Below are 15,288 nucleotides of genomic sequence, written 5' to 3'. Positions count from 1 at the left end.
TCAGGGGCGGCCTCGGCCGTGTCCCGGCCGGTTCAGCCGGCCTCCGCGGGAGCCTCCGCCGTGGCCACCGCGGAAGCCTTCGCCGCGGCGGAGACCGGGGGAGCGGGAGGTGCGGCGTGCGGTGCCGCGGCCGGGCGCGGTTCCCGGGCGGTGAGGGCCAGGTAGGCGAGGCCGCCCACGGCCGCCGCGAGCAGGAAGCTGAGGTCGATGCCACCGGTCAGGGGGAGCAGCGGCCCCCGGAAGAAGGGCGTGTCCACGCCCATCAGGCCGACCGCCGAGCCCAGCGCCCAGGCGGCGGCGGCCCGGACGTGCCAGCCCGCCCGGTACCAGTACACGCCGCCCCGGGTACCGCGGTTGTAGACCTGCAGGGACTCCGGGTCGTACGCGCCGCGGCAGCGGACGAAGCCGATCACGGTGATCACCGCCCAGGGCGTGCCGACGGCCGTCATCAGCAGGACGAAGGAGGTCATCGCGTCCTGCGCGGCCCACAGGAAGTGACCGGCGTAGACCAGCGCGGTCGAGAGGCCCGCGACCACATAGGTGGCCTGGGTGCGGGTGGCGCGCGGCAGGATCGCGTCCAGGTCGAGGCCCATGCTGTAGAGCATCAGACCGGCGTTGCCGACAGAGCCGGCCGAGGCATTGAGCAGCAGCGGCGCCAGGTACCACAGCGGTGCCCCGGCCACCAGCGGGCCCGCGTAGTCCTCACCCGCGCCGACGGCGAGCGCGGTGAACGTACCGAAGAGCTGCGGCACCAGGAGGCCGGCCAGCAGGCCCAGACAGGTGGCGCCGAAGACCTTCGTGGCGCTGTGCCGGTGCGGGGAGATGTAGCGGCTGTAGTCGCCGAGCAGGGTGATGAACGCGATCGGGCCGCTGAGCCCCGCGGAGACGGCTGCCAGCAGCCAGGTCTGCCAGAAGCCGCCGAGCAGATAGCCGCTGCCGTGCGGCGCGGCGGTGGTGAAGGTGCCCGCGTACGCGACGATGCCGACGGCCAGCAGCACGGTCAGACCGATGGCGAGCACCTTGCTCAGCCGTAGCAGCACCCGGTAGCCGTAGACCGCGCCGACCGCGGTGGCGCCCGCCAGCAGGGCGTAGACCAGCGCGTACGTCACCCCGCTCGACGGCAGCCCGGTCAGGCGGTGGAGTGCGCCGACGACCGCGTCCCCGCCGACCCACAGCGTCAGCGCGGTGTAGCCCAGCGACAGCAGCAGGCCGATGACCGAGCCGATCAGCCGGCCGCGCACGCCGAAGTGGGCGCCGCTGCTGGTGGACAGGTTGGTGGCGCTGCGCAGGGACACCAGCGCGAGCGGGGCGGTGAGCAGGGTGCCGACGGCGGTGCCGGCCGCCAGGGAGGTCACCGAGGGCCAGAAGCCGAGCCCGAAGGAGACCGGGAGCCAGCCGAAGATCACCACGCCGAGGGCGAGGTTCGACCCGAGCAGGATCGAGATCAGGTCGCGAGGGCCGCTGGTGCGTTCCTCCTCCGGGACGGTGTCGACTCCGCGTTGTTCTATCGGCATGAGGGCTCCCCTGAGAGGCCGGACAACAGTGGGTGAGCAGGGCGGGGCGTGTGGTGCTCCGGGGGAAGTGCTCCGTGCGGTGGGCGCTGCGCGCCGCACCCGGAGCACGGAGCGGCGCCGGGCCGCGCGCCGTGCTCGCGCTGTCGGGATCGTTTGGTGCGGCGCTCTACTCGCCGCCTCTTTAGAGCAGCGCTCAATGTCGCTCATCCCAGTGCCTGCGGTCAATGCTTTCCTCCCGGCCGCTTCGTGGTTAGAGTGCTGCTCTAATCGATCGGGAGGAGTGGCGGGATGCGGTTGACCCCGACGGAACGCGACCGGCTGCTGCTGTTCGGCGCGGCCGAGCTGGCGCGGACGCGCCGGGCCCGCGGACTGAAGCTGAATGTGCCCGAGGCGACCGCGTTGATCGCGGACACAGTCTGCGAGGCGGCGCGGGACGGGCGCCGCCTCGCTCAGGCCATCGAAGCGGCACGCGGCGTGCTCGGCCCCGACGATGTGCTGCCGGGCGTGGCCGACGTCGTCACCGAGGTGCATGTGGAGGCCGTCTTCGACGACGGCTCCCGGCTCGCGGTGGTCAGCGACCCGATCGGCGCCGGGGCACGGGACGGGGAGCGCCGCCGGGTGCCCGCGCCCGGCGCGGTGCTGCCAGGACCGGCCGCCCCGGAGCCCGCGCCCGCGGTCGTGCTGACCGTGCGCAACACCGCGACCGTGCCCGTCAGCGTCACCTCGCACTTCCACTTCTTCGAGGCCAACCCCCGGCTGGACTTCGACCGCGGCGCCGCGTACGGCATGCGGCTGTGCGTCCCGGCCGGCTCGTCGGTGCGGTTCGATCCCGGAGGCACCGAGGAGGTCGGGCTGGTCCCGATCGGCGGCGACCGGATCGCGATCGGCTTCGCCGGTCTGGTGGACGGCCCGCTGGACGCACCGGGCGCGAAGCCCGAAGCGCTGCGGCGGGCCGCCGCCTGCGGCTACCTGGGAGCGGAGGAACAGGCATGACGGGCACCATCGACCCTCACGAGTACGCGTCGGTACACGGCCCGCGGGCCGGCGACCGGGTCGTCCTCGGCGACTCGGGCCTGGTCGTACGGGTCGAGTCCGACGCGCAGAAGCCCGGTGACGAGTTCCTGGCCGGCTTCGGCAAGACCGCCAGGGACGGGCTGCACCTCAAGGCCGCGGCGGTCCGCGAGACCTGCGATGTAGTGATCAGCAATGTGCTGGTCATCGACGCGGTCCAGGGCATCCGCAAGGTGTCGATCGGCATCCGTGCGGGCCGGATCCACGCCATAGGACGGGCCGGCAACCCCGACACCCTCGACGGCGTCGATGTCGTCGTCGGCACCGGCACCTCGATCGTCTCCGGCGAGGGCATGATCGCCACCGCGGGCGCGGTCGACACCCATGTCCACCTGCTCTCGCCGCGCGTCATGGAAGCCTCGCTGGCCTCCGGCGTGACCACGATCATCGGGCAGGAATTCGGGCCGGTCTGGGGCGTCGGCGTCAACTCCCCCTGGGCGCTGGGGCACGCCTTCAGCGCCTTCGACGCCTGGCCGGTCAACATCGGCTTCCTGGGCCGTGGTTCCTCCTCGGGCGAGGCCCCACTGGTCGAAGCGCTCGCCGAGGGCGGCGCCTGCGGCTTCAAGGTGCACGAGGACATGGGGGCGCACGCCCGCGCCCTGGACACCGCGCTGCGGGTCGCCGAGGAGCACGACGTCCAGGTCGCGCTGCACAGCGACGGCCTCAACGAATGCCTCACCGTCGAGGACACCCTGCGCGTCCTGGACGGCCGGACCATCCACGCCTTCCACATCGAGGGCTGCGGCGGCGGCCATGTCCCCAACGTCCTCAAGATGGCCGGCGTCCCCCACGTCATCGGCTCCTCCACCAACCCCACCCTCCCCTTCGGACGGGACGCGGTCGCCGAGCACTACGGCATGATCGTCTCGGTCCACGACCTGAAGACCGATCTGCCGGGCGACGCCGCCATGGCCCGCGACCGCATCCGGGCCGGCACCATGGGCGCCGAGGACGTGCTGCACGACCTCGGGGCGATCGGCATCACCTCCTCCGACGCCCAGGGCATGGGCCGCGCGGGCGAGACCGTCCGCCGCACCTTTGCGATGGCGGGCAAGATGAAGGCCGAACTCGGCCCGCTGGAGGGCGACGGCCCGCACGACGACAACGCCCGGGTGCTGCGCTACGTCGCCAAGCTGACCCTCAACCCCGCCATCGCGCACGGCCTTTCGCACGAGATCGGGTCGATCGAGGCAGGCAAGATGGCCGACATCGTGCTGTGGAAGCCGCAGTACTTCGGCGCCAAGCCGCAGCTGGTGCTGAAGTCCGGGTTCCCCGCCTACGGCGTCACCGGCGACCCCAACGCCGCCACCGACACCTGCGAACCCCTGGTGCTCGGCCCGCAGTTCGGCGCGTACGGGGCGACCCCCGCCGAGATCTCCGTCGCGTTCGTCGCGCGCGCCGCGGCCGAACAGGGCGGTGACGGGCTGCCCACCCGCCGCCGCCGGGTCGCCGTCCGCGGCACCCGCGGCATCGGCCCCGGCGACCTCGTCCACAACTCCCGTATCGGACAGGTGCAGGTCGACGGGCGCAGCGGCCTGGTCACCCTCGACGGCGACCCGATGCGCTCGGAGCCGGCCGACACCGTCTCGCTCTCGCGCCTGTACTTCCTGTGACGGCACGGCCCGTGACGCCGCCGCGGCCGGCGTGGCGGGCCACCGTGCCTGCCGCCTGCCGGGCTCGTCGCCTGCCACCCGCCGCGCCCGCTGCCTGCCGCCCCGCCACCGAGACCCGTGACGCCACCGACACCCGTGACGCCGACCGTCACCGCGAACCGTGAGGACCCCCGCATGAACACCCCTGCCGCCGACGGCTTCCGCATGCCCCCGGAGTGGGCCCGTCACGAGCGCACCTGGATGGCCTGGCCGGGACCCAACTTCACCTTCGGCGAGGAGGGCGGCGAGACCCTGGCCGGGGCCCGCCGCGCCTGGGCCGCGGTCGCCCGCGCCGTGCGCCGCTTCGAGCCGGTCACCGTCGTCGCGGGACCGGGGCAGTCCGAGGGCGCCCGCGCGCTCCTCGGCGACGGCATCGACCTCGTCGAGCGCCCGCTGAACGACGCCTGGATGCGCGACATCGGCCCCACCTTCCTCACCGACGGCACGGGCCGGCTTGCCGCCACCGACTGGGTGTTCAACGGCTGGGGCGCCCAGGACTGGGCCCGCTGGGACCTCGACCAGAAGATCGCCGAACAGGTCTGCGGGCTGGCCGGCGCCCGCCGCTATGCCACGCCCCTGGTCAACGAGGGCGGCGGCATCCATGTCGACGGCGAGGGCACCGTCCTGCTCACCGAGACCGTGCAGCTCGACCCGGGCCGCAACCGCGGCCGTACGCAGGAGGAGGTCGAGACCGAGATCCACGCCCACCTCGGCACCACCAAGGCGATCTGGCTGCCGCGCGGCCTGACCGCCGACTACGGCCGGTTCGGCACCCGCGGGCATGTCGACATCGTCGCCGCCTTCGCCCGCCCCGGCGTCGTCCTCGTGCACACCCAGCCCGACCCCGACCACCCCGACCACGCGATCTGCCACGAGATCGCCAAGCTGCTGCGTTCCTCGACCGACGCCAGGGGCCGCCGGCTGGAGGTCGTCGAGGTGCCGGCGCCCACCGTCCTGGAGGAGGACGGCGAGCTGGTCGACTACTCCTACATCAACCACTACCTCTGCAACGATGGTGTGGTGCTCTGCGGATTCGACGACCCGCGCGACGAGGAGGCGGCCGCGATCTTCCGCCGGCTCTTCCCCGGGCGGACGGTGACCCTGGTCGACGCCCGTACGATCTTCGCAGCGGGTGGCGGTATCCACTGCATCACCCAGCAGCAGCCGGAGGTCTGACCCGCAGGCCCCGTCCCGCCGACCCGGAGGTCCCCGTGCCCGGTCCCGTGCGCCGCCCCCGGCGCCGGCTCAGCCAGCCCCGCGAGCAGGTCCTCGCCGCGGCGATGACGACCATCGCAGCGGAGGGCCTGGACCGGCTGACCATGGCCGGTCTGGGCCGCGAGGTCGGCATGAGCAGCGGCCACATCCTCTACTACTTCGGCACGAAGGACGAGCTGCTGCTGCAGACCCTGCAGTGGAGCGAGGAGCAGCTCGGCGCCGCACGCCGGGCCGCCCTCTCCCGCCGCGTCCCCGCCCGCGAACGGCTGGACGCGCTGGTCGACCTCTACCTCCCCGAGGGGCACCGCGACCCGCGCTGGACGCTGTGGCTGGAGGTGTGGAACCGCTCCCAGAACGCCGACGACGAGACCCGCGAACGCCAGCTCGACCTCGAACTCGCCTGGCACCGCGACCTGGTGGCCCTCCTCGTCGAGGGCATCTCGAAGGGCGAATTCCGCCGCGTCGACGCCGAACGCTTCGCCACCCGCACCCGCGCCCTCCTCGACGGGTTCGGCTCCCAGCTCGTCGTCGGCCTCCCGGGCACGGACCGGGAACAAGTCCTGGACCACGTACGGGAGTTCCTGGACGAGTCGCTGGAAGCCGGTACGGCGCGGCCCTTGAATCCGTGATCTTTGTCCCCTAGCGTCGCCGGATGCGCGTGCGTGACCGAACGCCCGGGGGACGTGCATGACCGACCGCCCCCTCGCACGCGCCCGACCGACGTGCCTGCTCCACGCGCACGTCCACACGAGGGGAACAGAAGTGATCTCACGGAAGAGGGCCCCGTTCGCGGCCCTGGCCGTCCTCGGTGCCACCGCGCTGCTGGGCCCGGCAGCGCCCGCGGCGAACGCCGCGACCCCGGCCACCGCCAAGGCCGCGGCCACGATGACCAAGTGCGGAGTGCACACCGGTGGCAGCGCCGGACTCTACTACCACAACTGCTCGAAGAAGTACTGGCACAAGGTGACGGTGGACCACATCATGGCGCCGGACCTGACCTGGTGCATCAAGCCGGGCAAGGACGAGTTCCTGGGCACCGTCGCCCCGCTCCCCACGAAGGTGCGCGGCGCCAAGTACCTGGGGCACTGCAAGCCCTGACCGTAACGGAGGAAGAGGCGGGCGCGGCCCCAGGGCCGCGCCCGCCTTTCTGCGGGCCGTGTACACAACGCACGCAAGTACGCCCGATCGTTGCCCGCCGTGCTCTTGTCAGCCACCGCACCGATCGACGACCGTAACCGCTGGCCGGTCGATCGGCCCGTGAAGCGAGGAGGCTGGCGTGGCACAGCGCCCGGGTGAGATGGATGCAAGCGGTGGCAGGGCCAACTGGCGAAAGATTTGGGTGGGTTCAGCGGGGAACATGGTCGAGTGGTTCGACTGGTTCGTCTACTCCAGCTTCGCGGTGTACTTCGCAGGCTCCTTCTTCCCCGAAGGCAACACCACCGCACAACTGTTCAATACCATGGCCATCTTCGCCGTCGGCTTCATCATGCGCCCCATCGGCGGCTGGCTGCTGGGCCGGATCGGTGACCGGCGGGGACGGAAAGCCGCACTGACGCTCACCGTCACCCTGATGTCCGCGTCCGCGATTCTCATCGCCCTCGCGCCGACCTATGCGGTCGCCGGCTACGGCGGGGTGGCTGTCCTGCTGATTGCCCGCCTCCTTCAGGGCCTGTCCGTCGGCGGCGAGTACGCGGCGAGCGCGACCTATCTCACCGAGGCGTCCGCGGAGGGCAAGCGCGGCTTCGCCTCCAGCTTCCAGTACGTGTCCATGACCGCGGGCCAGCTGATCGGGCTGGCGCTGCAGATCGTCCTGCAGAACACCCTGTCGGACGAGGCGCTGCACGGCTGGGGCTGGCGCATCCCGTTCATCATCGGCGCCCTGGGCGCGGCCGTCGTCTTCTACCTGCGACGGAACATGCTGGAGACCGAGGTCTTCAACGAGGCGGGCGAGACGGTCGGCGGCGACGCGGGCCACGACGGGGCCGGGCGCGGCACCCTCAAGGCACTGTGGCAGCACAAGCGCGAGGCGTTCCTGGTCGTCGCCCTGACGATGGGCGGCACCGTCGCCTACTACACGTACACGACATACCTGACCAAGTACCTGTCGGGGACCGCGGGCCTGCCCAAACAGACCGCGACCCTGGTCAGCTTCTGTGCGCTGTTCGTGTTCATGTGCCTCCAGCCGCTCGCCGGGGCGCTCTCGGACCGGATCGGCCGGCGTCCGCTGCTGATCACCTTCGCGGTCGGCGGCACCTTCCTGACCGTGCCGATCATGTCGCTGCTCAAGTACGCCGGCAGCTTCTGGCCGGCCCTCGGCCTGGCCCTGCTCGCCCTGGTGATCGTCACCGGCTACACCTCGATCAACGCCTGTGTGAAGGCCGAGCTGTTCCCCACCGGCATCCGGTCCCTCGGCGTCGCTCTCCCGTACGCCATTGCCAACGCGCTCTTCGGCGGCACCGCCGAGCCGCTGGCACTGCGGCTGAAGCAGTCGGGCATCGAGTCGGCCTTCCCCTGGTACGTCGCCGGCTGCGCCGCCGTCTCGCTGATCGTCTACGTCACGATGCGCGAGACCCGCACCATCGATCTGCACCGGGTCGGCAAGCAGGACGAGGGCACCGGAGCCGGCCGGACGCGGGTGGGGGAGCCCGTCGCCGACTGAGGGTTCGTCCTGGCCGGGAGCGGCCTCCCCCGCCCGGGGGAGGCCGTTTGCCGTTCCCGGGGGATCCGCGTCCGGCGCCGGGCGGCTTGGCTGGACGGCATGAAGAACACCAGGCACTTACTCCTGCCGCTGCTGCTGACGGCCCTGCTGGCCCCGGGCGTCGCGGCGCCGTCCGTGGCGACCGCCCGGACCGGCGGGGCCCACCCGGCCACGGCCCCTCCTGCCACGGCCCCTCCTGCCACGGCGCGCCCGGCCGCGTCCCGCCCGGCCGCCGACGACATCCGCGCCCAGATCGCGGCCGTACCCGGGATGCGGGTGGTCAAGGAGAACCCCGCCCCGGCCGGCTACCGTTCCTTCGCGCTGGTCTACCGTCAGCCCGTCGACCACCGGCACCCCGGCAAGGGCAGCTTCGAGCAGCGGCTGTCGCTGCTCCACCGGTCCACCGCCCGGCCGATGGTGCTCTACACCAACGGCTACGACCTCACCTACCAGGGCCCCGCATACCGCGCCGAGCCGACCGGGATCGTGTACGGCAACCAGATCAGCGTCGAGCAGCGGTACTTCGGCACGTCCCGCCCCCACCCCACCGACTGGTCGAAGCTCGGCATCTGGCAGGCGGCGAGCGATCACCACCGGCTGATCCGGGCCCTCAAGACGGTCTACCGTGCCGCCTGGATCTCCACCGGCGGCAGCAAGGGCGGGATGGCCACCGTCTACCACCGGCGCTTCTACCCGCACGATGTGGCCGGCTCCGTCGTGTACGCGGCACCCAACAACACCGACGACCGGGACGACACCGCCGTGGACCGCTTCCTCCAGCGGGTCGGCTCGCCCGCCTGCCGGAACGCGCTCACCGCGGTGCAGCGCGCGATGCTCGGGACCCGGCGAGCGGAGATGGCGGGCCGCCTCGCACGCTGGGCCGCGGGCCAGGGCTACACGTTCCACACCATCGGCAGCGCCGACCGCGCCCTGGAACTCACCGTGCTGGATCTGCCCATGCTCTTCTGGATGCAGAAGGAAGAGGGGGACGTCTGCGCGATCCCCGGGCCTTCCGCCCCCGGCGACGCGCTGTTCACCTGGTTCGCGGAGAAGGCCATGCTCCCGGCCTTCAGTGACTACCACCTGGCCGCCATGACCGCTTCCTACTACCAGTTGGGCACCCAGCTCGGCCAGGTGTCGACGGCCGCCCCGCACCTCGCCGGGATGCTGCGCTACCCCGGCATCCAGGAGATGCGCACCTATGTGCCGCGCAGCATTCCGCTGCGTTTCCAGCCGGACGCCATGCCCGACGTCGACCGCTGGGTACGCCACCACGGCAGCGAGCTGCTGTTCGTGTACGGCGAGATGGATCCCGCCCGGGCCGAGCCCTTCCGTACGGGCAAGGGCAGCCGGGACGCGCACGTCTACCTGGCCCCGCACACCAGCCACGTGGTGCGCATCGAGAAGCTGGCGCCCCGGGACCGGGCACGGGCCACCGCTGCGCTCCGGCGCTGGGCGGCGGTGGACACTCCGACCGCATAGTGAGACCGCCGCGTGTCCGGTCCGGGCGTGTGGCACACTGCGGACCGTGCTCTCGTTCGCCATGATTATTGGCAGCAGGCGCGCCGGTCCGCAGTGACCGCCCCGTACGAACCGAGTACGGCGCGGCCATCGTCGTCCCAGACCCGCGCGCAGACCTCTCGCACCCGCGAGAGGTTTTTTCGTTTCCGGCCCACACCTCACCGGAGGCGGAGCGCGAGGGACCATGGAGGGACGGTGGAACCGGTTATTCCGGTAGACCGAGACCCGACAGGAGCCAGACCAGCATGACGGACGCACCTTCCCACCCGTCTCCCGCCACCACCCCGGCCGGAGCCGCTGCGCGGCGCACCTCCCCGAACCCGGTGCACGCCCCCCTCCCCGCCGACGCGGTGCCCGACGACTTCCATGTCTTCGACACCACGCTCCGCGACGGTGCGCAGCGCGAGGGCATCAACCTCACCGTCGCCGACAAGCTGACCATCGCCCGGCACCTCGACGACTTCGGCGTGGGCTTCATCGAGGGCGGCTGGCCCGGCGCCAACCCGCGGGACACCGAGTTCTTCGAGCGGGCCCGTGCAGAGATCGACTTCCGGCACGCGCAGCTGGTCGCGTTCGGCGCCACCCGCAAGGCGGGCGTCCGCGTCGAGGACGATCCGCAGGTCGCCGGGCTCCTGGCGTCCCAGGCTCCGGTCATCACGCTGGTCGCCAAGTCCCATGTCGGGCATGTGGAGCTGGCGCTGCGGACCACGCCGCAGGAGAACCTGGCGATGGTGCGGGACACCGTCGCCTACCTGCGCGACCAGGGCCGCCGGGTCTTCCTCGACTGTGAGCACTTCTTCGACGGCTATGCGCTGGACCCGGTCTACGCCAAGGAGGTCGTGCGCACCGCGAGCGAGGCCGGCGCCGATGTCGTGGTGCTCTGCGACACCAACGGCGGCATGCTTCCGGCGCAGGTCACCGCCGTCGTACGGACCGTCTTCGCGGACACCGGCGCGCGCCTGGGGATCCATGCCCAGGACGACACCGGCTGCGCGGTCGCCAACACCCTGGCCGCGGTGGACGCGGGTGCCACCCACGTCCAGTGCACCGCCAACGGGTACGGCGAGCGGGTCGGCAACTCCAACCTCTTCCCGGTCGTCGCCGCCCTGGAGCTCAAGTACGGGCGCCCGGTGCTGCCCGAGGGCAAGCTCGCCGAGACCACCCGGATCTCGCACGCCATCGCCGAGGTCGTCAACCTCACGCCCTCCACCCACCAGCCCTATGTGGGTGTCTCCGCCTTCGCCCACAAGGCCGGACTGCACGCCTCCGCGATCAAGGTCGACCCGGACCTCTATCAGCACATCGACCCGGCGCTGGTCGGCAACACCATGCGGATGCTGGTCTCCGACATGGCCGGGCGGGCGTCCATCGAGCTCAAGGGCAAGGAACTCGGCGTCGACCTCGGCGACGACCGCGAGCTGGTCGGCCGGGTCGTCGAGCGGGTCAAGGAGCGGGAGCTGGCGGGCTACACCTACGAGGCCGCCGATGCCTCCTTCGAGCTGCTGTTGCGCGAGGAGCTGCAGCGGGCGGCGGGGGGCCGGCCGTGCAGCTACTTCACGGTCGAGTCCTGGCGCGCGATCGTCGAGGACCGCCCGGACGGCACGCACGCCAACGAGGCAACCGTGAAGCTGTGGGCCAAGGGCGAGCGGATCGTCACCACCGCCGAGGGCAACGGCCCGGTCAACGCGCTGGACCGGGCGCTGAAGGTGGGCCTGGAGCGGATCTATCCGCAGCTGGCCCATATGGAGCTGGTGGACTACAAGGTCCGCATCCTGGAGGGCGCCCTGGGCACCGGCTCGATCACCCGGGTGCTGGTCTCCACCAGCGACGGCCGGGGCGAGTGGTCCACGGTCGGCGTCGCGGAGAACGTCATCGCCGCGTCCTGGCAGGCGCTGGACGACGCGTACGCCTACGGACTGCTGCGGGCCGGGGTCGAGCCGCAGGAGTGAGCGCCGCGGCAGCGGCACGACCGCGGCCCCGCACGACCCTCGGGGGAGAGGGGCCGTGCGGGGCCGCGGTCGTGTGGCGGGCCATGCGGGGTCAGGCCTGCGGGGCGGCCTTGACGGCGGAGATGTCGAAGAGGAGCTTGACCTTGTCGCTGACCATCACCCCACCGGTCTCCAACGCGGCGTTCCAGGTCAGGCCCCAGTCGGAGCGCAGGATCTCGGCGCTGCCCTCGAAGCCCACCCGTTCGGCGCCGTAGACGTCGGTGGCCGCGCCGTGGAACTCCAGGTCGATGGTGAGCGGCTTGGTGACGTCGCGGAGGGTGAGATCGCCGGTGATGCGGTAGCGGTCACCGGACACCTGCTCGGCGGCGGTGCTGCGGAAGGTCATCAGCGGGAAGGCCTCGGCGTCGAAGAAGTCGGCGCTGCGCAGATGGCCGTCGCGGTCCGCGATCCCGGTGTCGATGCTCGCGATCTTGACGTCGAGGGAGGCGGTGGAGCGGGACGGGTCGGCGCCGTCGAGGCGGAGCGTGCCCTCGTGGTCGCCGAATGTGCCGCGGACGTTGGTCACCATGGCGTGCCGGACGGTGAAGCCGATGCTGCTGTGTGCCGGGTCGATGGCGTAGTCGCCGGTCAGCGCCGCGAGCGCGGGGTCGGCGTCGAGGACGGCAGCACGGGTGGCGGCGGGGGCGGTGGTGTCGCCGGTGTCGGCGGTGCGCTTGCGGTGGAACAGAGCCATGGCTCCTCCTCGAAGACGGCGCACCGGGCGGGTGCGCAGATTTGTTTAAGCTTCAACGAGATTCACCGTAGCGGCATCTGGTTCAACATTCAACCTCTCTGGGCGGCCTTCCGTCGGACGGGTTCCGTCGGACGGGTTCCGCCGGGTGGGTGACGGACGGCGCTCCGGCGCGGTCATTGCCGCTCGCCGACGGCGCGTGCTAGACCATCGGGAACTCCCAAGTGCGCAGCGCCACCCGTCAGTTGACGCCATGGAGAGGACCGACCGTGCCGCCCTTCCCCGCCACGTCCGTCTGGTCACGCCGAGGATTCCTTGCCACCGCCGCTGCCGCCGCCACTGCCACCGCCGCGGCGAGCGCACTCGGCCTCACCGCGCGCCCCGCCGGCGCCGCCCCCGGGCCGACTGCCGCTCCCGGGCCGGCCACCGCTCCCGGGGACGAGTTCGCCACCCTCCGCGCCCGCTGGTGCGAGCTCACCCTCGGCAGCGGCTTCGACCCCGCCGCCGCGCCGTACGCCGCCGCCCTCCAGGAGACCGGCACCCTCGCCGGCGCCTTCGAGGCGAGCATGCGGCCGGCCGCCACATCCCTCTGGCCGGACTGCCGCTACGACCCGCCGTCCGGCATCACCCAGAGCTACAGCCGGCTCGCCACCATGGCCCGGGCCTGTGCCCAGCCCGGCACCGGCCGCACCGGCGACCCCGGCCTCGCCACTGCCCTGCTCACGGGCCTCGACCACCTCGAAGCCACCGTCTACAACACCGCCACCACCCGCTACGGCAACTGGTGGGAGTGGCAGATCGGCAGCCCCAGACTCCTCCTCGACACCCTCGCGATCCTCGGTCAGCACCTGCCCGAGGGTGGCCTCGACGACGCGCTGCGCGACCGCTGCCTGGCCGCCGTCGACCACTTCGTCCCGGACGCCCTGCTCGGCGACTACACCGGGACCAGCACCGGCGCCAACCGCGTCGACCTGTGCCGGGTGGTCGCACTGCGCGGCATCCTCGGCCGCGCCCCCGACAGGATCGCCCTGGCCCGCGACGCCCTCTCACCGGTCTTCCCCTACGTCACCCGGGGCGACGGCCTCTACGCCGACGGCTCCTTCGTCCAGCACACCTGGGTCGCCTACTCCGGCACCTACGGCTATGTCCTGCTGGACGGCCTGGGCCGGCTGTTCACCCTGCTCGGCGGCTCGTCCTGGCAGGTCACCGACCCGGCGCGGCAGATCATCTTCGACAGTGTCGAGCGGGCCTGGGCCCCGCTGCTGCACAACGGCCTGATGATGGACAGCGTCAACGGGCGCGCCATCAGCCGCGGCTATCTCCGCAGCGACGAACGGCACATCCTGCGCAGCGACCACCACCACGGCCATGCGCTGATCGCCGCCATCGCGCTGCTCGCCCAGGCCGCGAGCGGCGCCGAGCGGGCCCGCTGGCACGCCATGGTCAAGGGCTGGATCGCCCGGGACATCACGCTGCCGGTCCGCACCGACCGGCAGTACCCGGTCGCCGACCTCGCCCGGCTCGCGAAGATCGCCGACGGCCCCGCGGCCGCCGCTCCCGAACCCGTCGGCCACCGCCTCTTCCCGGCCATGGACCGTGCCGTGCACCGCCGTCCCGGGTGGGCGGCCGGCCTGGCCATGGCCTCCGACCGCATCGCGTACTACGAGAACGGCAACGGCGAGAACCCGCACGGCTGGCACACCGGCGCCGGCATGCTCTCTTGGTGGGGCGCCGACTTCGGGGGCGACCAGTACACGGACGCCTTCTGGCCCACCGTCGACCCCTACCGGCTCCCCGGCACGACCGTGTCCACCAAGCGGCTGGCCGACAACGAGGGCGGCGGCTGGGGCGAGCCCAAGCCCGCCGCGCGCTGGGTCGGCGGCACCACGGACGGGGAATTCGCCGCCATCGGCCAGGACCTGCGCGGCCTGTCCTCGACCCTCACCGCCCGCAAATCCTGGTTCGCGCTCGCGGACTGCCTGGTCTGCCTGGGCGCCGGCGTCACCGCCCGCGACGGAGTACCGGCCGAGACCGTCGTCGACAACCGCTGCCTGGGCGAGCGGGGCACCGCCGCGCTCACCGTCGACGGCGTACGCCAGTCCGGCACGCTCGGCGTGACCACCTCCTTCCGCCGCGCCCACTGGGCCCACCTCGCCGGACACGGCGGTTACGTCTTCCCGGGTGGCGCGCCCCTCAAGGCACTGCGCGAGGCCCGCACCGGCTCCTGGCACGACATCAACACGACCTCGTCCACCGAGCCGTTCACCCGCCGCTACCTCACCCTCTGGCACGACCACGGCACCGACCCGACCGACGCCCGCTACGCCTACCTCCTCATGCCGGGCGCCACCGCCCGCACCCTCGCCGCCCGCGCCGCCGACCGGCGCTGGCTGACCGTGCTCGCCAACGACGACGGCCGCCAGGCGGTCGCCGTCGACCCGCTCGGCGTAACGGCCGCCAACTTCTGGCGGGCCGGCCGCGCGGGGCCGCTCACCAGCAGCGGCCCGGCGAGCGTGCTGGTGCGTGAGCGGCACGGGCGGCGGCGGCCGACCGCGCTGCTGTGCCTGGCCGCCCCGGAGCGCACCGGCGACACTCTGGAAATCACCTGGTCACGGCCGGTGCGCGCGGTGCTCGCCCACGACGTGGCGATCGAGGTGCTGGCCACCGGGCGCGCCCTGCGGCTGCGCCTGACCCCCGGTACGAGCTGCGCCACCCACACCTGCACGGTGCGACTGGGCTGACCGGCACCGGGCCCCGCCGGTCAACCGGTCACGACAACATCGCTACCCTCCGGTTTGTGGGCCCCATACAGACGTGGGGAGGCGCTGCCACCCGAACGGAGGCCGGGACGCGGGGCGCGTACAGCACGGTTCTGTACTGCCTGCCCACCAAATCGCATGCGACGTTGTACGAAACCGACATCGGTGCGGGACGCCTC

11 protein-coding genes are annotated in these 15,288 nt (G+C 72.4%); 9 read left to right on the top strand and 2 right to left on the bottom strand.

Annotated elements, in window-relative coordinates:
• Positions 1-32: 32 nt before the first annotated feature.
• Positions 33-1,514 carry a cytosine permease gene (locus OHS81_RS10025; protein ID WP_328384401.1) on the bottom strand — a complete coding sequence of 494 codons (1,482 nt, stop codon included), beginning with the start codon at positions 1,512-1,514 and terminating at the stop codon, positions 33-35.
• Between the two features lie 288 nt (positions 1,515-1,802).
• On the opposite strand from OHS81_RS10025, the gene ureA reads away from it, so the two are divergent.
• From ureA to cimA, 8 genes are all read left to right on the top strand, one after another.
• A complete protein-coding gene (gene ureA, locus OHS81_RS10020; protein WP_328384399.1) occupies positions 1,803-2,507 on the top strand; it encodes an urease subunit gamma in 705 nt (234 codons plus the stop codon).
• A complete protein-coding gene (locus OHS81_RS10015) occupies positions 2,504-4,198 on the top strand; it encodes an urease subunit alpha (protein WP_328384397.1) in 1,695 nt (564 codons plus the stop codon). Before ureA ends, OHS81_RS10015 begins: the two co-directional genes overlap by 4 nt.
• Positions 4,199-4,372: 174 nt before the next feature.
• Positions 4,373-5,413 (top strand): agmatine deiminase family protein, encoded by a 1,041-nt coding sequence (locus OHS81_RS10010; protein ID WP_328384396.1) that lies wholly within the window; start codon positions 4,373-4,375, stop codon positions 5,411-5,413.
• Positions 5,414-5,448: 35 nt separating this feature from the next.
• Positions 5,449-6,081, top strand: coding sequence for a TetR/AcrR family transcriptional regulator (locus tag OHS81_RS10005; RefSeq protein WP_328384394.1), 633 nt, complete (start codon positions 5,449-5,451; stop codon positions 6,079-6,081).
• 133 nt (positions 6,082-6,214) lie between these two features.
• Positions 6,215-6,550: a hypothetical protein gene (locus OHS81_RS10000; RefSeq protein ID WP_328384392.1), complete on the top strand. Its 336-nt coding sequence runs from the start codon at positions 6,215-6,217 to the stop codon at positions 6,548-6,550.
• 199 nt (positions 6,551-6,749) lie between these two features.
• Positions 6,750-8,111: an MFS transporter gene (locus OHS81_RS09995; RefSeq protein ID WP_328391020.1), complete on the top strand. Its 1,362-nt coding sequence runs from the start codon at positions 6,750-6,752 to the stop codon at positions 8,109-8,111.
• Positions 8,112-8,210: 99 nt separating this feature from the next.
• Positions 8,211-9,632 carry a S28 family serine protease gene (locus OHS81_RS09990; RefSeq protein ID WP_328384390.1) on the top strand — a complete coding sequence of 474 codons (1,422 nt, stop codon included), beginning with the start codon at positions 8,211-8,213 and terminating at the stop codon, positions 9,630-9,632.
• A 284-nt stretch (positions 9,633-9,916) separates the two neighbouring features.
• Positions 9,917-11,620: a citramalate synthase gene (gene cimA / locus OHS81_RS09985; RefSeq protein WP_328384388.1), complete on the top strand. Its 1,704-nt coding sequence runs from the start codon at positions 9,917-9,919 to the stop codon at positions 11,618-11,620.
• Between the two features lie 91 nt (positions 11,621-11,711).
• Here cimA and OHS81_RS09980 read toward each other — a convergent pair whose 3' ends face one another.
• On the bottom strand, positions 11,712-12,353 hold the full coding sequence (locus OHS81_RS09980; RefSeq protein ID WP_328384386.1) for a YceI family protein: 642 nt from the start codon (positions 12,351-12,353) through the stop codon (positions 11,712-11,714).
• A 266-nt stretch (positions 12,354-12,619) separates the two neighbouring features.
• On the opposite strand from OHS81_RS09980, the gene OHS81_RS09975 reads away from it, so the two are divergent.
• Entirely contained in the window at positions 12,620-15,091 is a 2,472-nt protein-coding gene (locus OHS81_RS09975) for a polysaccharide lyase 8 family protein (protein ID WP_328384384.1), read from the top strand.
• Positions 15,092-15,288: the final 197 nt, after the last annotated feature.

Source organism: Streptomyces sp. NBC_00400 (assembly GCF_036048035.1).
Taxonomy (GTDB): domain Bacteria; phylum Actinomycetota; class Actinomycetes; order Streptomycetales; family Streptomycetaceae; genus Streptomyces.
This window is presented reverse-complemented; position numbering and strand designations above follow the sequence as displayed.